Origin of the sequence: Labedella gwakjiensis (assembly GCF_003014675.1) — a bacterium.
GTDB lineage: Bacteria > Actinomycetota > Actinomycetes > Actinomycetales > Microbacteriaceae > Labedella > Labedella gwakjiensis.
Genome location: NZ_PYAU01000001.1, coordinates 864,236 through 886,798 on the forward strand (window position 1 = coordinate 864,236; position 22,563 = coordinate 886,798).

A 22,563-nucleotide genomic window follows, 5' to 3' on the forward strand; every position below is an offset into this window, starting at 1 on the left:
TACACCACGGAACCCCATGGTGTATCGCGATCTTTATGGGGTGGGGAAGAGGAGGTGGAGGGCGGACCAGAGCTCGGTGCGGGCGGGGAACGTCCCGAGGTCGAGGTCGAGCAGGGCCTCGAGCGCGGTGATGCGGTTGCGGAGCGTCTGCCGGTGCACCCCGAGCTCCTTCGACGGCGGATCCCACGACCCGTTGTGGGCGAGCCACACGGTCGCGGTCCGGACGTACATCTCGCGCTCCGCCGCGGGCAGCGCGAGGAGCGGGGCGAGGAGCCGACGCGCGATCGTCTCCGCTCCGCTCGCCCGCAGCAGACCGAACATGCCCTCGTCGGCCAGGCGCTCGAAGCGCACCACCGGCTGATCCGACCGCGTCCGTGCCGCGGCCTGCCGGGCCTCCGTGAGGCCGCGCGGCAACTCGTCCCAGTCGATCGGAGCGGAGAACCCCACCGGCATCCCGTGCCGGGCGAGCACGCGCTCGAGCACTCCGCCGTCGTCCGCACCCACCACCGCGACGACCTCCACGTCGCGCTCCGCGACGAACACCCGACCGGCGTCCTCGCCCGCGAGGAGGTCGAGTTCGTCGAGGAGCGATTGCCCTTCGACGGCGGCCCCGAGCACGGCCACACGCACCGGTGCCTCGGGCAGCCGACCGCCGAGTCGCTGCGCCGTTCGCCCCGCCACGTCGATGACGCCCGCGAGCAGCAGTTCGAGGAGGCCCGACCGCAGCTGCCTCCTCGCGGTCTCCACCGTGCGGCTCTGCTCGAGGGCGATGCTCGCGAGCGCGATGACACTCGCGACGAGGTCGCTCCCCGCCGCGTCGAGGGGTGCGGCCGTGCCCACCGCGAGGGCACCACGGATCCGCCCGCGCTGGCCCACGGTCTGCACCGTGACGGCCTCCGTTCCCACGATCACCCGCGCGCTCGACCGATTGCCGCGCGCGAGGGCCGCGCGCACAGCGTCGTCGACGATCGCCTCAGCCTCCGTCGGCATCGCGATCCGCGTGCGCACGTCGATGCGGTTGCCGATCGAGTCGAAGAGGGCCACCCAGCAGTCGAGCCGCTGCTCGAGCTCGGTGAGGATCGCGCCGAGGCCGTCGGGGCGCAGCGCGGCCCGCGCGATCGCGCGTTGCGCGTCGAGCGACCACTCGAGCCGCTCGCGCTGCTCCGCGGCGAGCACGTCGGACACGTGGCGGATGATGCTCATGAACGGGGTGCGGTCGGCGACCTCGAGCAGCGGCATCCCCAGCCCACCGCACGCGGCTCGAAGTACCTCCGGAACCTCGTCGTGGATGATCCCCGTCGCGAAACCGAGCGCCCGGGTGCCGCTCTCGACGAGTCGGGCGACGTACGCATCGACCTCCGACGGGTCGGAGTCCGCGGAGAGATGCATACCGTCGGTGAGGAGCAGTCCCCCGGGCTGCAGCCATGGCGTCGGGTCCAGCAGATCGGAGTTGTGCGCCCAGAGCAACGGCTCGTCGAGCACGGCCGAGGAGTCGTCAGCGCCCGCGAGGAGCCTCAGGTGGAACGACGGTGCGGCGAGGAGTGCACGGAGCGTCGTGGGCACATCCACCTCCGCGTCGGTCCGGGCGATCGCGCACAGTTTGTCGATCCGCTTCCGATCGTATCGACAAATCCGCCACCGCCGAGAGGGAAGAACACGGTTGGATGGAGACATCCCCCGCCCGCCGCTCGCAAGGACCGGATCGCCATGACCACGACCTCTTCTACGACCGCCCCCACCGAGGCGGCAGCCACCAACGCCTCCGTGTCCGAGAGCGACCGCAGCTCGGTCTTCCACTCCTGGTCGGCGCAGGGGTCGCTCGCCCCGCTCCCGCTCGCCGGCGGCCTCGGCTCGACGGTGTGGGACGTCGACGGCCGCGAGTACCTCGACTTCTCGAGCCAGCTCGTCAACGTCAACATCGGCCACCAGCACCCGAAGGTAGTGGCCGCGATCCAGGAGCAGGCAGCCCGGCTCACCACGGTCGCCCCCGCGCACGCCAACGAGACCCGCGCCGAGGCGGCCCATCTCATCCTCGAGCGCGCGCCCGAGGGCTTCTCGAAGGTCTTCTTCACGAACGGCGGAGCCGACGCGAACGAGAACGCCATCCGGATGGCGCGCCTCTTCACCGGGCGCGACAAGGTGATCTCGCACTACCGCTCGTACCACGGCAACACGGGAGGGGCCATCGTGGCCACGGGCGACTGGCGCCGCATGCCCAACGAGTACGCCACGGGACACGTGCACGCCTTCGGTCCGTACCTGTACCGCAGCGAGTTCTGGGCGGAGTCGCCGGAGCAGGAGGCCGAGCGCGCATTGCACCACCTCGAGCGCGTCGTGCAGGCGGAGGGTGCACAGACGATCGCCGCGATCCTGCTCGAGACGATCCCCGGCACCGCCGGCATCCTCGTGCCGCCGCCCGGGTACCTCGCCGGTGTCCGCGAGATCGCGGACCGCTACGGCATCCTCCTCATCCTCGACGAGGTCATGGCCGGCTTCGCCCGCACGGGCGAGTGGTTCGCCTTCGACGCGTTCGGCGTGCGGCCCGACCTCATCACCTTCGCGAAGGGCGTCAACTCCGGCTACGTCCCCGTGGGCGGCGTCGTGATCTCCGACCCGGTCTCGCACCACTTCGACGAGCGGGTCTTCCCCGGCGGCCTCACCTACTCGGGCCACCCCCTCGCCGCCGCGAGCATCGTCGCCGCCCTCACCGCGATGGAGGAGGAGGGCGTCGTCTCGAACGCGAAGCGCATCGGCTCCGAGGTGCTCGCTCCGGCGCTGGCCGCACTGAGCCGCCACGACATCGTGGGCGAGGTGCGCGGAACAGGTGTGTTCTGGGCCGTCGAGCTCGTCTCCGACCGCGAGGCGCGCACCCCGCTCGACGCCGCCACGATGGGTCGCTTCAAGACGGACCTCCTGTCGCGCGGGCTCCTGCCGTTCATCTCGGAGAACCGTATCCACGTGGTGCCGCCCGCCGTCGTGACCGACGAAGAGGCGCGTCGCGGCGTCGCGATCATCGACGAGGCGCTCGCCGCCCTGTAGGTCCCGGTGTGTCAGCCGCCGAGCGGCTGACACGACGGGCACCACCAGGTGCGGCGTCGCTCCGGGTCGCCCGGCGTCTCGGCGCGAACGCGGATGGTCGTGCCGCAGCGCAGGCACGGCCGGCCGGCGCGGCCGGACACCCAGTGCCGCTCGCCCCGCCGCGTCGACCCCGTGGTGGTCTGGTACATGTTCGCGACGGTCGCCGACACGGTGAGGGCGCGCGCACCGACGGAGAGCAGCGCGGGCACGTCGACGGCGCCGACAGGGGTCAGCGGGTCGATTCCGCGGAGGAAGCACAGTTCGTTCGCCCACAGGTTGCCGAAGCCGGCGACGTTGCGCTGGTCGAGCAGGGCGGCGGCGATCGGCCGATCGGGCCGCGCCGTGAGACGCCGCTCGGCCTCCGCAGCATCCCAGTCGGCGCGCAGCGGATCCGGCCCGAGGTGACCGATGGCGAGGTGCTCGTCGCGTGTGGGCAGCAGGTCGACGACGGGGACGTCGACGCCCCACGCCGTGCGCCCCGAGTCCATCGACATCCGGACACGCACCTCGGGCTCGACCGCGCGCGGCACCCGCTTGCCGGCCGACGTCACGGACCACGACCCCTGCATCTTCAGGTGAGTGCGTAGCGTGAATCCGGAGTCGAATCGCGTGAGCAGGTGCTTGCCGTGGGTGTCGTGCGCGAGCACGATCCACCCGTCGAGGCGCGTACCCGCCGCCGCGCCCGAGCGCAGCTCACCCGACACGATGGCGCGTCCGTCGAGCGGCTCGCGCAGTCGCTTCGCGAGCCGGTAGACGCTGTCCCCTTCCGGCACGCTCACAGCCTAGGTCGGACCACCGACACCAGGCCGGGACGGACCCGGGTCGTCGACGACGGTCTCGATCGCATCACGCGGGAGTAGGATCGTCGAGTGAATCCTCTCCTGTCCTCCTCGATGCCCTCCGGGCGATCGGAGGTCGTCGGCGTCTCGTTCGCCGGCGGCAGGTAACGCTGTCCGAAGTCTCGTGGTCGCGCGCGCTCATCGCCGCGTCACGGACCACCGAGTCCTGCGCGCCGATCAGCCGCCCCTCACGGTCCGTCCACTCGATTCACCCGTCGCCGCGCTCTGCGCGCGACGCACCCTGACAGCAAAGGCACACCCATGCGTCCCCTGACCGAAAAAGACATCACCTCCTCCGTCGTCAACGCCTCGCTGCGCGAACGCAACGCGATCATCCCGCCCAACGACCTCGCCGAGATCGACTGGGACAAGAGGGATTACCTGGGCTGGCGCGACGTCAAGACACCGGCCATCGGCTATCTCGTGACCCACATCGACGACGAGCCCGTCGGCGTCCTCCTCCGTCAGAGCGGCGACAAGCCGGGCGCGCGGGCGCAGTGCTCGTGGTGCGAGGACGTCACGCTCCCGAACGACGTGGTGCTGTTCAGCGCTCGCCGCTCAGGTAAGGCCGGCCGGAACGGCGACACGATCGCGACCCTCGCGTGCGCGCACTTCGAGTGCTCGCGCAACGTGCGCGTGCTCCCGCCGTCGGCCTACCTCGGCTTCGACCGCGAGGCCGCCAGGCAGCATCGCATCGAGGTGCTCCGCTCCCGCATCGACTCGTTCGTTCGGGACATCGCCCGCGACGCCTGATGGCGTCGTCGAAGTGCGGACTCCCGTCCCCCGTGCGCACGGGGCGGCGACGAGAGTCCGCACCTCGCAGACGTTGCTAACGGAGCGCCGCGGCCTTGGCCGTGCACTCGGCGCAGAGGCCGAAGATGTCGACGACGTGCTGCGCCTCGGTGAAACCGTGCTTCGAGGCCTGCGCGACGGCCCAGCGCTCGACCTCGTTGGCCTCGATCTCCACCGTGAGCCCGCACGACCGGCAGATGAGGTGGTGGTGGTGGCCGGAGGTCTCGCACGCCCGGTAGAGACTCTCGCCCTCGGGCGACTGCAACGAGTCGGCGGCGCCGTCCACGGCGAGATCGGCGAGAGCGCGATAGACGGTGGCGAGGCCGATCGGCGAGCCAGCCCCTTTGAGCTGCGAGTGGAGCGATTGGGCGCTGATGAACCCGTTGGCGTCGTCGAGCGCCTCACGGACCGCCTCGCGCTGCCACGTGTTCCTCTTCGCCATCACCACTCCTCCGCCCGGTCGAACCCCGTCCCCTCAGGATAGTCCGCGACGAGGGGCCGACCGCCGCCCGACGGGGACTCGTGACCCTCCTTCGGGAGTTCCGCACCCCGTTGCACGAGTCCGCTCGGTCAGGTTTACTGAGATGACCATATAGCTAGTCCATCTAGCTACTTACACGATAAGGATCACGATGCTGCACCCGACCGCACCGACTCTCCACCACGATGCCGCCGGACCCACGATCTGGTCGAACGGCGACCGTGTCGTCGCCTGCGACACCGACGGCTCCGTCGTTGGAACGTTCGCCACAGTCGCCGAGGCCGAGCGCGCCCTCGCAGGAACCTCGCGGCGCTGGTTGGCCACCATCACCCGACGCCCTCGGTACGCCCGGAGCGCCGCGTGAGCAGCCCGACCGGAGAACCCGACGAACAGTCGACCAACGGACGCAGCACGACGGAGGAGCGCTCCTCCGGCTACTGGTACCCGCACCACCAGGGTGCGACGAGTGTCGACGTCCTCAACCTCCTGCGTCGATACCGGTCGGCGGAGACCGACATGCGCAGCCGCACCCGGTCGTCGATGAACATGAACGAGACGGACCTCATCGCACTCCGCTACCTCCTGAAGGCGCAGCGCGAGGATCGGGTCGTCCTGCAGCGCGACCTCGTGCGCACCCTCGGCGTGACCTCGGCCTCCGTCACCGCGCTCGTCGATCGCCTCGTCAAGAGCGGTCACGTACGTCGGGAACCTCACCCGAACGACCGTCGTGCGGTAATCGTCGTACCAACGGTCGACAGCGACAACGAGGTGCGCGAGACGCTCGGCGCGATGCACCAGCGCATGATCGCGCTCGTTGACGGCCTCGACGAGAACGAGCTCGCCGCCGTCGCCAAGTTCCTCGGCGGGATGGTGTCGGCCGTCCAGGCGTCGCAGAGCCTCGACGACGAACTGCGCGAGGTCGTGCGCGAGCACAACTCCGGCCGAGGTGACTCCTCCCCGGAACACCCGTAAGGCGTCGGGCCCGGGGAGTAGCGTGTCCCCCGTGACCGACGCGATGCCACCGATACGGCCGTTCACCACCCGCACAGCGCCCGAGGCGGTAAACGACCTGCGGTCGCGATTGCGCGCCACGCGATTCCCGGACGACGTCGACGGCGCCGGCTGGGCTCTCGGAACCGACGTGACCTTCCTGCGCGATCTCGTCGCCTACTGGGCGGACGGATTCGACTGGAGCGCGCAGGAGGCCCGCCTCTCCGAGCTCCCCCGATACGTGGTGCCGGTCGGGGGGCTCGACATCCACGTGGTCCACGCACGGTCGGACCCTGCCGGTCGACCCGCCGCGCCCCTCCTCCTGAATCATGGGTGGCCGGACTCCTTCTGGCGGTACTCGAAGGTCATCCCCCTCCTCACCGACCCCGGATCCCATGGCGGCGACCCGTCCGACGCGTTCGACGTGATCGTGCCGGACATGCCTGGGTTCGGATACTCCCAGATCCCCGCTCAGCCACTCGACTCGATCGCCGTCGCGGGGCTCTGGGCCGAGCTCATGACCCGCCTCGGCTACGACCGCTTCCTCGCCGCGGGTGGCGACATCGGCAGCCACGTGAGCAGGTACCTCGCGCTCGACCATCCGGACCGCGTCGCCGCGGTCCACCGGATGGACGGCGGCCTCCCCACCCCGACGACGGATCTCAGCGCCCTCACGCCCGAGGAACGACAGTGGCTTGCCGACGCCGCCTCCTGGGGCGCGACCGAGGGCGCCTACGCTGCGATGCACCGGACGAAACCGCAGACCGCCGCGGCCGGGCTCACGGATTCGCCGTCCGGCCTCGCCGCGTGGATCGTGGAGAAGCTTCGAGCCTGGAGCGACGGCGACGACCTCGACACGATCTACTCGAGGGACGAGATCCTCACCCTCGTCTCCATCTACTGGTTCACCGGCACCATCGGCTCGTCGATGAGGATGTACGCCGCGAACTCAGCGATCCCCGTGGAGCAGCTCGGCCGACGCGTCGAGGTGCCGTCCGGCTTCTCGCTCTTCCCCGGCGACATCGTGCGCCCGCCCCACGCCTGGCTCGAACGCTCCACGAACCTCGCACGAGTCACGTACCCCGCGCGCGGCGGACACTTCGCCCCGTTCGAGAAACCCGAGCTGTACGCCGAGGAGCTCCGCGCGTTCTTCCGCCCCTACCGCGACGCCCTGTGACGACGGCGCCGGGTCAGACCGCGGCGCGCACCCGGCGGGTGCTCGTGCGACCGACGAGTCGGCACACCACGTAGATCAGGAACGAGATCGTCGTGATGTACGGACTGATGGGCAGGGAGCCGGCGATCGCCAGCAGGATGCCGCCGACGGCCGAGACGAATCCGAACGCGCTCGCCAGCAGAGGGACCACGACGGGCGACGAGGACACGCGAAGGGCCGCAGCCGCCGGCGTCACGAGGAGGGCCATCACGAGGAGGGCGCCGATGATCTGCACCGACACGGCCACGATGAGACCGAGCAGCACCATGAAGGCGAGCGAGACGAACCGGGTCGGGACGCCGCGCGCCGCGGCGACCTCCGGGTCGAGGGAGTCGAACGTGAGCGGCCGCCAGAGCACGAGCAGTCCGACGAGCACGAGCACCGAGATCCCGATGAGCCACGCCAGCTGCGGCGAGTCGACCGCGATGATCTGACCGGTGAGGAGGCTGAACTTGTTCGCACTGCGGCCGGGATAGAGCGCGAGGAAGAGGATGCCGAGTCCGAGTCCCGCCGGCATGAGGACACCGATGATGGAGTTGCGGTCCCGCGCCCGAGCGCCGAGAACCCCGATGAGGATCGCGGCGACGAGCGAACCCGCGAGCGAGCCCGCGACCACGTTCACCCCGAACAGGAGGGCGGCGGCGGCCCCGGCGAACGAGAGCTCGCTGATGCCGTGGACGGCGAACGCCATGTCGCGCTGCATCACGAAGACACCGACGAGTCCCCCGACCAGACCGAGGACGGCCCCGGCGATGATGGAGTTCTGCACGAGTCCGAGCAGCTGGAGGTAGGTGTCGAGGTCGATCACGCGTGCGCCCCGGGGTGCTCGTCGGCGTGGTGGTCGTGATGGTCGTGCGTCTCCGCGTCGGGGATCCCGACCACGACGACGCGCCCGCGGGAGCGGAACACCTCGACGGGCGAGTCGTAGAGGTCGCTCAGCACCTCGGTGCGGAGCACCTCGTCCGGAGTGCCCTCGCGGAAGCGACCGCCCGCGAGGTACAGGATGCGGTCGACCTTGTCGAGCACGGGGTTCACGTCGTGGGTCACGAAGAGGACGGCCGTGTCGTGCTCGCGCCGACGGCGGTCGATGAGCTCGGAGACGCCTCGCTGGTGGGCGAGGTCGAGGCTCAGGAGGGGTTCGTCGCACAGGAGCAGCACGGGATCGTCCGCGAGTGCCTGCCCCACACGGAGTCGCTGCTGCTCGCCGCCCGAGAGACTGCCGACGGGCCGGTCGGCGTAGTCCGTGGCTCCCACGGAGGCGAGCAGCTCGTCGACGCGCTCCTTCTCCCCGCGCTTCGGCAGCGGGAGGCCGAAGCGGTGTCCGTTCACGCCGAGAGCCACGAGGTCCCGCGCACGCATGGGCGTGCCGGCGGGCACGAGCTTCTGCTGCGGGATGTACCCGATGCGGCGATCTCCGCGGTGCACCGGACCGCCGTCGAGGGTGATGGTCCCGGCGTCGAGCCGCTGCTGACCGAGGATGGTCTTGAGGAGACTCGTCTTGCCCGAGCCGTTCGGGCCGAGCACGGCGAGGAACTCGCCGCGACGCACGGTCAGATCGAGGCCGGTCCAGAGCGTGCGCCGGCCGAAACCGAGGGATGCGTCCTCGAGGCGCAGCACGTCGGCGCGCGCCTCTCGTCCGTCATCCACCCCCCTATCCAACACCCTCCCGGCGGAGGTACGTGCAGCGGGGCGGCCGGTCGTCACGCGAGGGCGTCGGAGATCGCCGTCAGGTTCGCGGTCATCCACTCGATGTAGGACTCGCCGTCGGGAAGGGTCTCCGTGAAGTCCACGACGGGCACGCCCGCGGCCTCAGCGGCCTCTCGGACGCGCTCGGTCTCGGAGCCCGCCGTCTGCTCGTTATAGGCGAGGAGCGAGACGCTGCCGTCGTCGAAGAGCGCGAGCGTGTCCGCGAGGACGGCGGGCGACACGTCCGTCCCCTCCTCGATCGCCTCGCTGAACGCCGCCGGCGTCTCGTTCACGAGACCGGCGGACTCGAGCAGGTAGAGCGGCACCGGCTCCGTGATCGCGACGCCCTCTCCGGCGTGGTCGGCGGCGATAGCGTCGGCAGCCGACGTCAGGTCGCCGAGATCGGCCGCGAAGGACTCGTAGTTGTCCTCGAACGTCGACGCGTTGTCGGGGTCGAGCTCGCCGAGCTCGTGCGCCAGCTCGTGGGCGAGGGCATCCATCGCCGTCACGCTGTACCAGACGTGCTCATTGAAGCCCTCGATGTGGTCGTGGTCGCCCTCGGCGTGATCCTCCTCCGCGTGCGTCTCCTCTGAGTGCTCGCCGTCGGAGTGCTCGTCCTCGGCGTGGCCCGTGCCCTCCTCGCCGGGGATGAGCCCCGACAGCTCGGAGGCATTGAGGACGACGAGGTCATCGGACCCGGCTGCGTCCACGAGCGTGTCGACGAAGGGGTCGTAGCCGCCGCCGTTCTCGATCACGACGTCAGCCGTCGAGATCGTGAGCTGGTCCTGCGCCGTCGCCTCGTAGGAGTGCGGGTCCTTCGCGGCGGAGTCGATGATGCTCGTCACGCTCACGGCGTCGCCGCCGATCGTCTGCGCGATGTCGCCGTAGACGTTCGTGGAGGCGACGATCGTGAGCCCGGATCCGTCGCTCGAACCGCCAGAGGCACCGGCGCCTCCCGAGGCGCAGCCGGACAGAACGAGGGCCGCGGCGGGAACGGCGAGAAGCAGGGCGGGGAGGCGTCGGGACATGACCACGACACTACCTGCTATTGACACTCATTATCAACACGGAGGCGCTTCCACGACATGCTGACTTCTGTCGTCGGATTCGGGTTCCGAACAGCAGAAGTCCGCACAACAGGGAGGGACCGAGAGAAACGGGGAGCGAACGAGGAGGTCAGGCTCCGGCGCGAGTGGCCGCCGCGAGCTTCGCGGGGACCTCGTCGGCCGTCATACGGACGACGTACGCCGGCTGGTCGCGCTCGAAACGCCAGCTCTCGGAAAGCGTCCCGGCATCGACGGCGTCGAACCCGAACTCGTCGAGGAGCGCGGAGACGAGGGTCTTCGCCTCCGGGTCATCTCCCGCGATCGGGAGCGCGCGACGGCCGTCCGTGCCGGCAGGAGTGCCGTTCGTCGTGAGGTCGGCGGCCATGATGTTGTTGAACGCCTTCACCACGGTCGACGACGGGAGGTGCTCCTGGAGCATCTGCGAGACGGTCGTCCGGCCTTCGTCGAGCGCGGCGATGCGGCCGTCGCGCTCGAAGTAGTAGTTGTTCGTGTCGATGACGATCTTTCCCGCGAGCGGGGCGACCGGCACGGCCGTGTACGCCTTGAGCGGCACGGTCACCACGACGATGTCGCCGGCGGCCGCGGCCTCATCCGGCGTCGCGGCGCGGGCGCCGGGACCGAGCTCGTCGACGAGCTCGGCGAGCGTCTCCGGACCACGGGAGTTGCTCATCACGACCGAGTAGCCGTGCGCGACGGCGAGCCGTGCGAGCTGTCCCCCGATGTTGCCGGAACCGATGAAACCGATGGTGGAGAGTCCTGTGCTGGTCATATGAGGAGGAACGGACAGCACTCCCCCCGCATTCCGGCGGCCGGTGTTCTCGCAGGCGCCGCCCAGGTGTCCACACCCCCTACCGGCCGACCCGGCGGTGCGCGACACTGGAGGTCCGGACCACGACCGGCCCCGCGAGCACGACGAAGACGAGACGACCATGACCCACTTCCTCACGACCGCGCGGGGCGACCGCGTCGCCTACGACCGCTATGGCGAGGGTCCTGCCCTCATTTTCATCGCGGGGGCCGGCCCGTATCGAGCCGGTGACGCCGTCACGACGGAGACCGCGGAGCGGGCGGCGGAGCGCGGCATCACCACGATCGTCTTCGACCGCCTCGGCCGCGGGGAGAGCGAGGCGGACGGCATACTCGACCTCGACCGCGAACTCGAAGCCCTCGCCGCCCTCATCGAGGAGGCCGGCGGGTTCGCCGTCCTCTGCGGTCATTCCTCCGGCTGCTCCATCGCTCTCGCCGCGGCGGTCAGCGGATTGCCCGTCGTGGGGCTCGCGCTCTGGGAAGCACCGATCGCCGGCGATCCGGCGCACGCACGGGCGTGGGCCACGGAGTTTGTCCGCCTGCTCGACGCCGGAGAGCTCGAGCCCGCGCTCGAGTGGTACATGAAGGACATGCCGCCGGAGTGGCTCGCCGGTGCGAAGCGGTCCCCCGGTTACCCCTCCATGGTCGCGGCCATCGGCAGCCAGCGCGCCGACGCCGAGTCCCTCCTCTGGGCGGCCTCGGCGCCTCACGCCGAGCTCTTCTCCGACATCGGCGTCCCCGTGCTCACGATGCACGGCGAGCAGACCTTCGACGAGATGATCGCCTCGTCAGCCGACATCGCCGCGTCCATCGACGGCGCGGTCACGAAGATCATGCCGGGCGCCCACCACTCGTGGGAGCCGCACCCCATGGCCGAGGAACTCGCGCGCTTCACCGTCGCGTCCTTCGCCGCGAACCGCTGACGTCCCTCGCAACGACGAAGCGGGCGATGCCGTGTGGCACCGCCCGCTCGTCTCGGATCCGTCGGATCAGCTCGTGAGGCCGTCCACGTAGTCCTGGTTGTCCTCGATCCACTGCTGCACGATGGGGCCGTAGTCGTCGCCGTCGTAGTCGACGAACATGGCCTGCTCGAGCGAGTAGAGGGTGTCGAGGTCCATCTGGAAGTCACCCATCCAGCCGGCGACCTCGGGGAACTCGTCCGCGAAGTCGAGCTTGCCGTAGGTGTGGAGAGACTCGGTGCCACCGAGGGCGCCCTCGGGGTCCTCGAGCTCCTTCACGGGGTAGGCCGTGTTGGCCCAGTGCGGGTCCCACAGGGTCGCGACGATGTTCTCGCCGGAGTCCGTCGCGGTCTGCAGCTCGGTGAGCATGGCGGCGGTCGACGAGGTCACGAAGTTCATGTCCTCGAGGCCGTAGCCCGGGATGACCTCGTTCTCCATCGCGAGGGTGAGGCCGGCGCCCGGCTCGATTCCCACGATGGTGTTGTCGAACAGGTCCGCGTTGTCGGCGAGCTCGTCGAGCGAGTCGATCGGGGCGTCCTCGTTCACGACGACGGTGAGCTTCGACTCGTCGTTCCACGCGCCGAGGTCGGAGATGTCGTCGCCGAACTCCTCGAGGTACGAGGCGTGGGTGCCGGGCAGCCACACGTCGGTCGTCATGTCGTAGTCGCCGGACGCGAGTCCTGCGAAGACGGGGGCCACGTCGGCGTACTCGAGCTCGACGTTGTAGCCCTGCTCCTCGAGCACGGCCTTCCAGAGTTCGCTCGTGGCGACGGCCTCGTCCCAGCCGTTGAAGACCGCGATCGTGATGTCCTTCGACTCCTCGGCCGAGCCTCCGGCCGAGTCCCCGCCGGCGCAACCGGCGAGTCCGAGAAGTCCTGCTGTGGCGATCGCCGCGATGGCGACCTTGCTGTGCTTCTTCATTGTTTCCTTTCGTCCCCGCTGGTGCGCGAGGGGTGGGGGTATGAGGGGGCGGGCTCAGCCGCCCGTGGTGGGGGCGCGGCGCGCACCGCCGACGACGGCCTCCTCGGCCTCGTCGCGTGCGTCACGTGTGTCGCCGTCGCGCGACGAGTCGCCCGCCGGCTTCTCGTCGACGGCCTTCTTCGCGGAGCGTTTGGCGCCCTTCGTGCCGAACGACGCGGTCACCCGGTCGAGGAAGATCGCGAGGATCACGACGGACAGCCCGGCCTCGAAGCCGAGCCCCACGTCGATGCGGTTGAGGCTCGCGACGATCTCGCCACCGAGTCCTCCGGCACCGACCATGCCGGCGATGACGACCATGGACAGCGCGAGCATGATCACCTGGTTGATTCCGGCCATGATCGTGGGCAGCGCGAGGGGTAGCTGGATCTGTCGCAGGATGCGTCCGGGCGATGCGCCGAACGCCTGGCCGGCCTCCACGACCTCCTTGTCCACGCCGCGGATGCCGAGTTCCGTGAGGCGCACACCGGGAGCCATCGCGAAGATGATCGTCGCGACGATGCCGGGCACGACCCCCACGCGGAAGAGGATGAGCGCTGGGATCAGGTAGACGAACGCCGGCATCGTCTGCATGAAGTCGAGTATCGGCTTCACGATCGTCGACGCCGTCTGGGATCGTGCGGCGAGGATGCCGACCGGGACGCTCACGACGACGGCGACGAGGCCGGCGACGAGGACGAGCGCGAGCGAGTCCATGGCGTTGGACCACTGGCCGACGAGCTGGATGACCAGGAAGCCGAGGATCGATCCGACAGCGAGCTTCCAGCCCTTCACGACGAACGCGAGAGCCGCGGCGACGATGATGACGACCCAGAACGGCGGGGTCGAGAGCACCCAGTCCACCCCGTCGTAGAGGCCGAGGAAGATGGTGCGGATCACGTCGAAGAGCGGCTGGAAGACGTCGGTGATGACGTCGATGACGTCCTCGGCCCAGTCGCCGATGGGCAGGCGGATGTCGTTCACGCGTTCGTCCCTTCCATCGAGGCGTCCTGTTCGCCGGCGAGGTCCGCCGTCTCGCGAAGGGTCTCCGTCATGACGTCGACGGGCACCGTCGGGGCGGGCCCGACGACCGCGAGCTCGGAGGTGATGGCGCTGCTCGTGACGTTTCCGAGGGCCGCGAGGAGCGTCACGCGCGGGATCGCGCCGAGCAGCCTCCCGGCGTCGTCGACGACGGCCACGGGGAGCGGGCTCTCCGCTGACGGCTCGAAGAGGTCGACGAGGTGCTGCTCGCCTGTGACGGTCGAGGCGTCGGTGCGCACGATCGGCATGAGGTCCTTCTGACCGCGCTTCACGAGCTTGAGCGCGTCGGTGTCGTGCACGACGCCGAGGAGCTTCCGTCCGTTGCCCACCACGAACACGGCCGAGGTCTGCAGGTCGCGCATGGTGCGGAGGGCGGCGCGCGGGCCGGCCGTCGCCGAGACGACGGAGCGAACGGGCTCCATCACACCGGCAGCCGTCAGCACGCGGGCCCTGTCGACGTCCTGCACGAACTGCGCGACGTAGTCGTTGGCCGGATCGGTGAGGATGTCGTCAGGCGTGCCCAGCTGCACGATGCGGCCATCGCGCATGACCGCGATCCGGTCGCCGAGGAACATCGCCTCGTTGAGGTCGTGCGTGATGAAGACGATCGTCTTGCCGAGCTCGCGCTGCAGCTCCACGAGCTGCTCCTGCATCTCACGGCGGATCAGGGGGTCGAGTGCGGAGAACGCCTCGTCCATGAGCAGGATGTCGGTGTCGGCGGCGAGGGCGCGGGCGAGGCCGACACGCTGCTGCATGCCGCCGGAGAGCTGACCGGGGAACTTGTCCTCCCAGCCGGCGAGACCGACGCGGTCGAGCACACGCTGCGCCCGCTCGCGGCGCTCGGCCACCGGGACGCCCTGCACCTCGAGTCCGTAGGCCGCGTTGTCCATGACCGTGCGGTGCGGCAGGAGCGCGAAGTGCTGGAAGACCATCGAGACGCGCTTCCGCCGAACGTCGCGCAGAGCAGCCTCGGAGACGCCAGCGACCTCGGTGCCGAACACCTGCACGGAGCCGGAGGTCGGCTCGAGCAGACCGTTGAGCATGCGGATGAGTGTCGACTTGCCCGAGCCGGACAGCCCCATGACGACGAAGATCTCACCGACGTTCACGTCGAAGCTCGCGTCGATGACCGCGGCGGTGCCGAGACCCGCGACCGTCGAACGGTCGGCGCCGTCGGCGAGTCGCTTGGCGGCCTCCTTCGGGCGGCGCCCGAACACCTTGTAGATACTGTCCGCCCGAATGGCGACGTCGTTGCTCACAGATTCTCCGAAACGCGCACGACGAATAACGCCCCACGGTTCTTCTGGTCTCGCCCGGGCGGAGGAACGTGTGCGGTCGCCTCGCCCATCAAGCCATGACGACGCACGTCTTCCTCAGGAGGAAGCTCCGGCGCTCAGGTCACGGCGAATCGGGACGATCGCTGGACCGATCATGGGACCGGTCCGACGCCCTCGCCATACGGAATCCGTGCCGCTGCAGGAACGGCTCGAGTTCTCGCGGACTCAGCTTTCGACCCTCGCGGGCCTCGTCAACGCTAACAACCGGATGTCCGGATAGCGAACCGGAGGCCCTCGATCCTGTGCACGTACGACCTCATTACGACGTGGTATGAACGTATCGAAAGCGCGTCTGACCAGGCTTTTTCGCGACCGTTATGAACTCGTGATGGAAACCGTGCAGCAGACGGCATTCCGGACGTCGCTACGCATCGGAACGCGGTCGCGACTGACAGGCCCGCTCACTCGAGGAGCAGCGCCGGCTCCTCCACGATGGACGCGACGTCGGCCAGGAACCGACTCGCGACGTCGCCGTCGACGACGCGGTGATCGAACGATGCTCCGAGGGTCGTGACGTACCGCGGACGGACCTCGCCGTCGACCACCCACGGCTTCTGCTTGATCGTGCCGAGTGCCACGATGCCGACCTCGCCGGGATTGAGGATCGGCGTTCCGGTGTCCATCCCGAACACGCCGATGTTCGTGATCGTGATCGTGCCGTTCTGCATGTCGGCCGGCGGCGTCTTGCCGTCGCGGGCCTCGAGCGTCTTCTGTTCGAGCGCCTTCGCGAGCTCGAGCAGACTCATCGACTGCGCGTCCTTCACGTTCGGCACGAGCAGTCCGCGCGGCGTGGCAGCCGCGAACCCGAGGTTCACGAAGTGGTGGACGATGATCTCGTCGTCCGTCCACGTCGCGTTGACCGTGGGGTTGCGGCGCACGGCCCAGATCATGGCCTTCGCCATGACGAGGAGGGGCGACACCTTTACGCCGGCGAAGTCGGGGGACGCCTTGAGCCGGCGCGTGAATTCCATGGTGCGTGTGGCGTCGACGTCGACGAACAGGCTCACGTGCGGGGCGCTGAAGGCGCTCGAGACCATCGCATTGGCGATCGCCTTGCGCACGCCGCGGACGGGGATGCGCTCCTCGCGGCTGTCGCCCCACTCGGGCGTCTCGATGTTGCGGAAGACGCTCGCCTGGCTGGCCTGGCGCACCACATCGTCACGCGTGATCTCCCCGGCGAGGCCCGTGCCCTCGACCTCCGCGAGGTCGACGCCGAGGTCCCGCGCGAGCTTGCGGATCGGAGGCTTCGCGATCACCGGACCGGCGGACGCCGCGGGGACCGACGCCGGCGGGGTGGGCTTCCGCGCCGCGAGGCCCTTGCGGCGGCGCGAGGTGGCGTGACCGCCCGTGCCGTAGCCGACGAGCACAGAGCCCTCGCCGTCGTTCGACGGGGCGATCGTGCCGGCCGTGTCGGCGGCGGCGGATGCCACCTCGTCCGAGACGGGCGTCGCACCGGGTGTCGCGGCGGCCTGCACGCCGGCGGACACGGGGGCTGGAGCCTCCGCCGGACCCGCAGACGCATTCGCATCGGTCTGCACCGTGAGGATGGCGGCGCCGACCTCGACGGTCTGCCCCTCTTCCGCGAGCACGGAGCCGATGACGCCCTCGAGCGGCGACGGCAGCTCCACGAGCGACTTGGCCGTCTCGATCTCGACGATCACCTGGTTGAGCTCCACGCGGTCGCCGGGTGCGACGTGCCACGACACGATCTCCGCCTCGGTGAGACCCTCGCCGACGTCGGGGAGGGTGATGTTCTGCTCGCTCATGCGATGACTCCTGTGGTGTGGATCAGTAGGCGAGGGCGCGATCGACGGCCTCGAGGATACGGTCGGCGTCGGGCAGGTAGACGCCCTCGAGCTTCGCGGGCGGGAACGGCACGTCGAATCCGGAGACGCGCAGCACGGGGGCCTCGAGCGAGTAGAAGGCACGCTCCGCGACGGTGGCTGCGATCTCCGAGCCGACCGACACCGAGCCCGGTGCCTCCTGCGCCACGATGAGACGGCCCGTCTTGCGCACGCTCTCGAGGATCGGGTCGTAGTCGATCGGGGAGATCGAACGGAGGTCGACGACCTCGAGGCTGATGCCTTCCTCGGCCGCGAGTTCAGCCGCCTGGAGCAGCACGCTCACCATGGCGCCGTGGGCGAGGACCGTGACGTCGCTGCCGACCCGGACGACGCGGCTCGCGTGGAGCGGCACGGACGGGGCCGAGAGGTCGACGGCGCCCTTCTGCCAGTAGCGGCTCTTCGGCTCGAAGAACATGACGGGGTCGTTCGACGCGATCGCCTCCTGGATCATCCAGTAGGCGTCGTGCGGGGTGGAGGGGCTCACCGAACGCAGGCCCGCCGTGTGCGCGAAGTACGCCTCCGGGCTCTCCTGGTGGTGCTCGACGGCGCCGATGTGCCCGCCGTACGGCACACGGATGACGACCGGGAACGACTGGTTGCCCTCGTGCCGGTTCGTGAGCTTCGCGAGCTGGGAGGTGATCTGGTCGAAGCCGGGGAAGATGAAGCCGTCGAACTGGATCTCGCACACGGGACGGTAGCCGCGCATCGCGAGACCGATCGCGGTTCCGACGATGCCCGACTCGGCGAGCGGGGTGTCGAGGACGCGATTCTCGCCGTAGGTCTTCTGGAGCCCTTCCGTGACGCGGAACACGCCACCCAGGGTGCCGATGTCCTCGCCCATGAGGAGCACGCGGTCGTCGGCCGCGAGGGCCGCATCGAGGCCGGCGTTGAGGGCCTTGGCCATCGGCATCGTCGCGAGTTCGGTGCGCGTCGGTACCTGCGTCGCCGTGGTGTCGGTCATCGTGCGTCGCCCCCTTCGAGGCTCTCCTCGTAGCGTTCGAGCCACTCGAACTGTTCGGCCGTGAGCGGGTGCTCGTCGGTGTACACGTTCTCGAACATGAGATCCGCCGGCGGCGACTCGAGGGCGAGCGTCCGCCGTCTCGTGTCGGCGGCGTAGTCCTTCGCCTGGGCGGCGACCTCGGCGAAGAACGCGTCGTCGGCCCCTCGGGAGCGCAGGTAGGTCTGGAACCGTGCGATCGGGTCGCGAGCGACCCACGAGGCGAGCTCGTCGTCCGTGCGGTACTTGGTGGGGTCGTCGCTCGTGGTGTGGGCGCCGATCCGGTACGTGAGCGCCTCCACGAGCCGTGGACCGCCGCCCGCGCGCGCCTCGTCGAGGTTCTTCGCCGTGACGGCGTAGCTCGCGAGCACGTCGTTGCCGTCGATCTGCACACTCGGGATGCCGAACCCCGTTCCGCGCTTGAACAGCGGCGTGCGGGACTGGCGTGTGACGGGGACGGAGATCGCCCAGTGGTTGTTCTGCAGGAAGAAGACCTGCGGCGTCTGGTAGCTGGCGGCGAAGACGAACGCCTCGCTCACGTCGCCCTGACTCGTCGCGCCGTCGCCGAAGTAGACGATCGCGGCCTGGTCGCTCTCGAGGTCGCCCGTGCCGCTCGCACCGTCGAGCGCGATCCCCATCGCGTAGCCGGTGGCGTGCAGCGCTTGCGAGCCGATGACGAGCGTGTAGAGGTGGAAGTTGCCGTTGCGGGGGTCCTTCGGGTCCCATCCGCCGTGCGTCACACCGCGCAGCAGACGGACGACGTTCATGAGGTCGATGCCGCGGACGAAGCCCACGGCGTGCTCGCGGTACGACGGGAAGACGTGGTCCTGCGGCCGCGTCGCGTAGGCGGAACCCACCTGCGCGGCTTCCTGGCCGTGGCTCGGGACCCAGAGCGCCAGCTGGCCCTGTCTCTGCAGGTTGCCGGCCTCCACATCGAAGGCACGCACGACGGTCATGTCGTGGAACATGCGCTGGAGCGTCGCGTCGTCGAGTCCCGCGACGATGTCGCCGTACTCCTCTGCTCCGGCATTCGGCGCGAACGTTCCGTCCGGCGCGATGAACTGCACCGGCGTCGGCACCGTGGTCGTCTCTGTCAGGTCGGTCATGCCCGGACCTCCGTCCGTCTCGCGGGATGATCGGCGGGGAGCAGATCGACGATCCGCCTGCCCGCCTCGATGACGCCGTCCACGGCGTCGGCCTCGCCGATGGAGATGCGGACCCCGTCACCGGGGAACACCCTCGTGACGACGCCCTGGTCGAGGAGGATCTCGCCGACGGCCGTGGACTCGTCGCCCGCGGCGATCCAGAGGAAGTTGCCCTGCGCCGCCGGAATGGCGAGGCCGATGTCACGGAGGCTCGCCGCGAGGTCGTCGCGTCGCGACGCGAGGGTGCCGACGCGCTCGAGCAGTTCGGTCTCGAGGCCGAGCGACGCGATGGCGGCCTGCTGCGCCGGCTCGGTGACCGAGAGCGGGATGGCCGCGGCGCGCGCGGCGTCGAGGATCGGGGCCGGACCGGTGGCCCAGCCGATGCGGAGGCCGGCGAGACCGTAGGCCTTCGAGAACGTGCGGAGCACGACGAGGTTCGGCCGGGTGCCGAGGAGGGCGAGCCCGTTCACAGCCGAGCCGTCGGTGACGAACTCGGCGTACGCCTCGTCGAGGATGACGAGCACGTCGGACGGGACGCGATCGAGGAATGCGGCGAAGCCCTCGGCCGAGACGACCGTGCCGGTGGGGTTGTTGGGCGAGCAGACGATGACGACGCGCGTGCGCTCCGTGACGGCGGCGGCGATGGCGTCGAGGTCGTGTGAGTGGTCTGCGCGGTTCGGGACCTGAACGCTCGTCGCGCCGGCGACGGTGACGAGGCCCGGGTAGGCCTCGAACGAGCGCCAGGCGTAGACCACCTCGTCGCCCGGACCGGCGGCCGCCGTGATGAGCTGGCTGAGGAGCGCGACGGAACCGGCACCGACGTGGACCTCGTCGACGCTCGCACCGACGCGCTCGGCGAGCACCTCGCGGAGCGCGAGAGCCGATGCATCGGGATAGCGGTTGACCGCAGCGGAAGCGACCACGGCCTCGAGCACGCCGGGCAGCGGAGGGAAGGGGTTCTCGTTGCTCGACAGCTTGAAGGCGTCGGGACCGGCCGGTCGTCCCTGTCGGTACGGCGGGGTGGCCAGGATCTCCGGACGGAGCTTCACCGCGGGCTGCTCGGAGTTCGTCACCTTTCGAGTGTAGACGCGGGTCCCATAACCGGGCCGGTATACCCGGGTGCGGGTCTCGTCGCGACCGGAATGAGACCGTGCGACTGGAACCTGTCGCCGGCCGCGTGGGATAGTGGAGCCATGGGCGGTCTCCTCCTTCGTATCGTGATCAACGCCGTCGCGATCTGGCTCACCACGTTGATCGTGGCCGGTGTGACCGTCACCCCGTGGACGAGCGGGGACTGGGTCGCCACCGTCGTCACGTATCTGATCGTGGCCGTCGTGTTCGCCCTCGTGAACAGCATCGTCGGAACCGTCATCCGGATCGTGGCCTTCCCGCTCTACATCCTCACGCTCGGGCTCATCTCCTTCATCGTGAACGGCCTGCTCCTCATGCTCGTGGCGGCCATCACGTCGCTCTTCGGCTTCGGCCTCCATGTGGACGGCTTCTGGTGGGGCGTGCTCGGAGCACTCGTCTTCGCGATCATCAACGGGATCTTCAACCTGATCCTGCGACCGCAGCTGCGCTCGGCGCGCGACTGACGGAGACCTCCTTCCTCGCTCACGGACGGTCCCGATCCGCGCGATACTCCTGGGCCGTGCCGTCGGCACCGTCAGGCGCGAGCCGCCCGAGTGCCTGCCGGAGATCGAGCATCCGACGGTCGTCTGAGGCGTCCATGAGCCGAGCGGTGCGCTCGTACTCCTCGATCGAGTGGGCGCTGAGGAGCGAGTCCCCCTCCTGGTGACGTGACCCGGTGTCGCGCGTGACCACCGTCCGATCGTCGTCGACCGCGTCGGTCCCGGCGAGCGCCGGCACCAGGTCGTCCGTGTGCTCGACCGCTACCGTGATGATGCCATCGACAGTGTGGACCTGGGCGGAGGGGGCTCCGAACGTCACGACGGTGTCGACGGCGTACTCCCCGGACGCGGCGACGGCCGCGGCGACGAGACCGCCTTGGGAATGGCCGGCGATGGCGACCGGATCTCCTGCATCGATGCCCGCCTCGGCCATCGCGTCGAGCACCGCCCTGTAGGCCGCTCCGTCCTCCCCCGCGACGGTGCCGACGGCCGACTCGATGTCGAACGGCTCGTCGGACGCACCCGGCGCGAGCTCGACCGTTCCTCCCACATAGACGCCCCAGCGGGTCTCGCCCGACGGCGACCCGTACTCCTCGATTCGGATCTGCGGGCGTCCCGGCGCGTTCGCGGGGATGCGGGAGGCGACGTCGGCCGCGCCCCTCGGCGGCGCGACGGACGTCGCCCCGCCGACGGACGTGACCGTGACAGGCGTGTCGGCGAGACGCGCGGCGGCGCCCACGAAGGGCGATGACGCCAACCCGGCGAGCCCCGAGCCCACGGCGCGGCGCGGGAGGCCGGTGGCCCCGGCGACGATGTCGTCGCTCGTGGAGACCACTGCTCGAAGAAGACCGACGGCTCCCGGTGTGGCCACGTGCCGCGAGTTGGTCGCGACCCAGCTGCCGAGGTCGGCTCCGAGGCTCGACACCGCACGGCGCGTGACGGGGTTCAGCCACAACACCCCGGCCACGGCGAGCGCCGGCGCCACGGCGGGGAGAGCCGCCACGGCCACCGGGGCGATGAGAGCCGGTAGTGAGCGAGCGACGACGAGACCGAATGCCTGCGCCGCGAGACCACCGAGCCCGTCGAGCAGGGTCTGGGCGACGTCCTCCGCTCCCCCGTACACCGCGGCGGCCACGGCCGCGGCACCGCCCACGCGGGTGGCCGTGTCCGCCGCTCGCACAAGCGCCGTCTCGGCCGCCGCGATGTCATCGCGCGCGAAGTCGTACGGAGCCGCGTCCGGTACAGCGGCGAGCGCGGACACGGCGGCCAGCAGATCGGCGCGCCAATCCGACACCTGCAGGGCCAATGCCTCGAGCATCGCCGCGGCCTCGTGCAATTCGTCGGTGTCGACGCCCGTGCGCCCGCCGGTGGAGACGTCGATTCCGCTCATCGCGCCACCGCGCCCGCCGCTGACGGCGCCGCCACCTGCACATCGGCGAGCATCAGGAGGGCTCGATCGATCGCATCGATCGCCTGGGCGAGAAACCGGCGCGTGGTGTTGAGCTCCTGCGCGACCTCGGCCACCCGCGCGCGATAGAGCGACGCGGCGGCGGAGTCCCAGTGCTCGGCGTCCGCCCGGGCCACGATGTCCCTCGCGGCCTCACTCGTCAGCGCGTGGAGACGGGCGATCGCCCATCGCTGCGACCTGAGCGCCTCCCGTACGCGCTCCAGGCGGTCCCTCGTCATGTCCGTCATA

The 22,563-nt window shown here is 70.0% G+C and carries 23 protein-coding genes; 7 read left to right on the forward strand and 16 right to left on the reverse strand.

The features are described 5' to 3' along the window. Window positions 1-33 precede the first annotated feature (33 nt). Window positions 34-1,563, reverse strand: a complete 1,530-nt coding sequence (locus tag CLV49_RS04025) for a PucR family transcriptional regulator (RefSeq protein ID WP_158261900.1) — start codon at window positions 1,561-1,563, stop codon at window positions 34-36. 144 nt (window positions 1,564-1,707) lie between these two features. On the opposite strand from CLV49_RS04025, the gene CLV49_RS04030 reads away from it, so the two are divergent. After that, window positions 1,708-3,039, forward strand: coding sequence for an aspartate aminotransferase family protein (locus CLV49_RS04030; RefSeq protein ID WP_106562382.1), 1,332 nt, complete (start codon window positions 1,708-1,710; stop codon window positions 3,037-3,039). Window positions 3,040-3,050: 11 nt separating this feature from the next. On the opposite strand, the gene CLV49_RS04035 is transcribed toward CLV49_RS04030, so the two are convergent. Continuing rightward, entirely contained in the window at window positions 3,051-3,851 is an 801-nt protein-coding gene (locus CLV49_RS04035; protein WP_106564870.1) for a DNA-formamidopyrimidine glycosylase family protein, read from the reverse strand. Window positions 3,852-4,178: 327 nt separating this feature from the next. Between CLV49_RS04035 and CLV49_RS04040 the strand changes: the two genes are divergently transcribed. Continuing rightward, window positions 4,179-4,670, forward strand: a complete 492-nt coding sequence (locus CLV49_RS04040) for an FBP domain-containing protein (protein WP_106562383.1) — start codon at window positions 4,179-4,181, stop codon at window positions 4,668-4,670. Window positions 4,671-4,746: 76 nt separating this feature from the next. Here the strand turns inward: CLV49_RS04040 and CLV49_RS04045 are convergent, their stop codons facing one another. Then, on the reverse strand, window positions 4,747-5,151 hold the full coding sequence (locus CLV49_RS04045) for a Fur family transcriptional regulator (RefSeq protein WP_106562384.1): 405 nt from the start codon (window positions 5,149-5,151) through the stop codon (window positions 4,747-4,749). A gap of 190 nt (window positions 5,152-5,341) precedes the next feature. Here CLV49_RS04045 and CLV49_RS04050 point away from each other — a divergent pair, with 190 nt between their 5' ends. Genes CLV49_RS04050 through CLV49_RS04060 form a run of 3 tightly spaced genes read left to right on the forward strand, consistent with a single transcriptional unit; the run spans window position 5,342 to window position 7,357 of the window. Further along, entirely contained in the window at window positions 5,342-5,554 is a 213-nt protein-coding gene (locus CLV49_RS04050; RefSeq protein WP_106562385.1) for a hypothetical protein, read from the forward strand. Next, a complete protein-coding gene (locus tag CLV49_RS04055) occupies window positions 5,551-6,162 on the forward strand; it encodes a MarR family winged helix-turn-helix transcriptional regulator (RefSeq protein ID WP_106562386.1) in 612 nt (203 codons plus the stop codon). Before CLV49_RS04050 ends, CLV49_RS04055 begins: the two co-directional genes overlap by 4 nt. A gap of 31 nt (window positions 6,163-6,193) precedes the next feature. Continuing rightward, entirely contained in the window at window positions 6,194-7,357 is a 1,164-nt protein-coding gene (locus CLV49_RS04060) for an epoxide hydrolase family protein (protein ID WP_243696716.1), read from the forward strand. A 13-nt stretch (window positions 7,358-7,370) separates the two neighbouring features. On the opposite strand, the gene CLV49_RS04065 is transcribed toward CLV49_RS04060, so the two are convergent. From CLV49_RS04065 to CLV49_RS04080, 4 genes are all read right to left on the reverse strand, one after another. Then, window positions 7,371-8,204 (reverse strand): metal ABC transporter permease, encoded by an 834-nt coding sequence (locus tag CLV49_RS04065; RefSeq protein WP_106562388.1) that lies wholly within the window; start codon window positions 8,202-8,204, stop codon window positions 7,371-7,373. Next, entirely contained in the window at window positions 8,201-9,043 is an 843-nt protein-coding gene (locus CLV49_RS04070; protein WP_208019864.1) for a metal ABC transporter ATP-binding protein, read from the reverse strand. The genes CLV49_RS04065 and CLV49_RS04070 overlap by 4 nt, the downstream gene beginning before the upstream one ends. A 53-nt stretch (window positions 9,044-9,096) precedes the next feature. Further along, window positions 9,097-10,110: a metal ABC transporter solute-binding protein, Zn/Mn family gene (locus tag CLV49_RS04075; RefSeq protein WP_106564871.1), complete on the reverse strand. Its 1,014-nt coding sequence runs from the start codon at window positions 10,108-10,110 to the stop codon at window positions 9,097-9,099. Between the two features lie 148 nt (window positions 10,111-10,258). Continuing rightward, window positions 10,259-10,918 carry an NADPH-dependent F420 reductase gene (locus CLV49_RS04080; RefSeq protein WP_106562390.1) on the reverse strand — a complete coding sequence of 220 codons (660 nt, stop codon included), beginning with the start codon at window positions 10,916-10,918 and terminating at the stop codon, window positions 10,259-10,261. 160 nt (window positions 10,919-11,078) lie between these two features. Between CLV49_RS04080 and CLV49_RS04085 the strand changes: the two genes are divergently transcribed. Next, window positions 11,079-11,879 (forward strand): alpha/beta fold hydrolase, encoded by an 801-nt coding sequence (locus CLV49_RS04085; RefSeq protein ID WP_106564872.1) that lies wholly within the window; start codon window positions 11,079-11,081, stop codon window positions 11,877-11,879. 66 nt (window positions 11,880-11,945) lie between these two features. On the opposite strand, the gene CLV49_RS04090 is transcribed toward CLV49_RS04085, so the two are convergent. From CLV49_RS04090 to CLV49_RS04120, 7 genes are all read right to left on the reverse strand, one after another. Then, window positions 11,946-12,836 (reverse strand): glycine betaine ABC transporter substrate-binding protein, encoded by an 891-nt coding sequence (locus tag CLV49_RS04090; protein WP_106562391.1) that lies wholly within the window; start codon window positions 12,834-12,836, stop codon window positions 11,946-11,948. A gap of 54 nt (window positions 12,837-12,890) precedes the next feature. Beyond that, window positions 12,891-13,856 carry an ABC transporter permease gene (locus CLV49_RS04095; RefSeq protein WP_106562392.1) on the reverse strand — a complete coding sequence of 322 codons (966 nt, stop codon included), beginning with the start codon at window positions 13,854-13,856 and terminating at the stop codon, window positions 12,891-12,893. Then, entirely contained in the window at window positions 13,853-15,172 is a 1,320-nt protein-coding gene (locus CLV49_RS04100) for a quaternary amine ABC transporter ATP-binding protein (protein ID WP_106562393.1), read from the reverse strand. Before CLV49_RS04100 ends, CLV49_RS04095 begins: the two co-directional genes overlap by 4 nt. A 479-nt stretch (window positions 15,173-15,651) precedes the next feature. Beyond that, complete coding sequence (locus CLV49_RS04105; RefSeq protein WP_106562394.1) at window positions 15,652-17,016, reverse strand: dihydrolipoamide acetyltransferase family protein; 1,365 nt, start codon at window positions 17,014-17,016, stop codon at window positions 15,652-15,654. A gap of 22 nt (window positions 17,017-17,038) precedes the next feature. Next, window positions 17,039-18,055 carry an alpha-ketoacid dehydrogenase subunit beta gene (locus tag CLV49_RS04110; RefSeq protein WP_106562395.1) on the reverse strand — a complete coding sequence of 339 codons (1,017 nt, stop codon included), beginning with the start codon at window positions 18,053-18,055 and terminating at the stop codon, window positions 17,039-17,041. Next, complete coding sequence (locus CLV49_RS04115; protein ID WP_106562396.1) at window positions 18,052-19,197, reverse strand: thiamine pyrophosphate-dependent dehydrogenase E1 component subunit alpha; 1,146 nt, start codon at window positions 19,195-19,197, stop codon at window positions 18,052-18,054. The genes CLV49_RS04110 and CLV49_RS04115 overlap by 4 nt, the downstream gene beginning before the upstream one ends. After that, window positions 19,194-20,309 carry a histidinol-phosphate transaminase gene (locus CLV49_RS04120; protein WP_243696717.1) on the reverse strand — a complete coding sequence of 372 codons (1,116 nt, stop codon included), beginning with the start codon at window positions 20,307-20,309 and terminating at the stop codon, window positions 19,194-19,196. Before CLV49_RS04120 ends, CLV49_RS04115 begins: the two co-directional genes overlap by 4 nt. Window positions 20,310-20,429: 120 nt before the next feature. Here CLV49_RS04120 and CLV49_RS04125 point away from each other — a divergent pair, with 120 nt between their 5' ends. Next, the gene (locus tag CLV49_RS04125) at window positions 20,430-20,831 is read left to right on the forward strand and encodes a phage holin family protein (RefSeq protein ID WP_106562397.1); all 402 of its coding nucleotides are present in this window, start codon (window positions 20,430-20,432) and stop codon (window positions 20,829-20,831) included. A gap of 19 nt (window positions 20,832-20,850) precedes the next feature. Here the strand turns inward: CLV49_RS04125 and CLV49_RS04130 are convergent, their stop codons facing one another. Continuing rightward, window positions 20,851-22,257, reverse strand: coding sequence for a hypothetical protein (locus CLV49_RS04130; protein WP_106562398.1), 1,407 nt, complete (start codon window positions 22,255-22,257; stop codon window positions 20,851-20,853). Further along, on the reverse strand, window positions 22,254-22,553 hold the full coding sequence (locus CLV49_RS04135; protein ID WP_127054456.1) for a hypothetical protein: 300 nt from the start codon (window positions 22,551-22,553) through the stop codon (window positions 22,254-22,256). The genes CLV49_RS04130 and CLV49_RS04135 overlap by 4 nt, the downstream gene beginning before the upstream one ends. Window positions 22,554-22,563 lie beyond the last annotated feature (10 nt).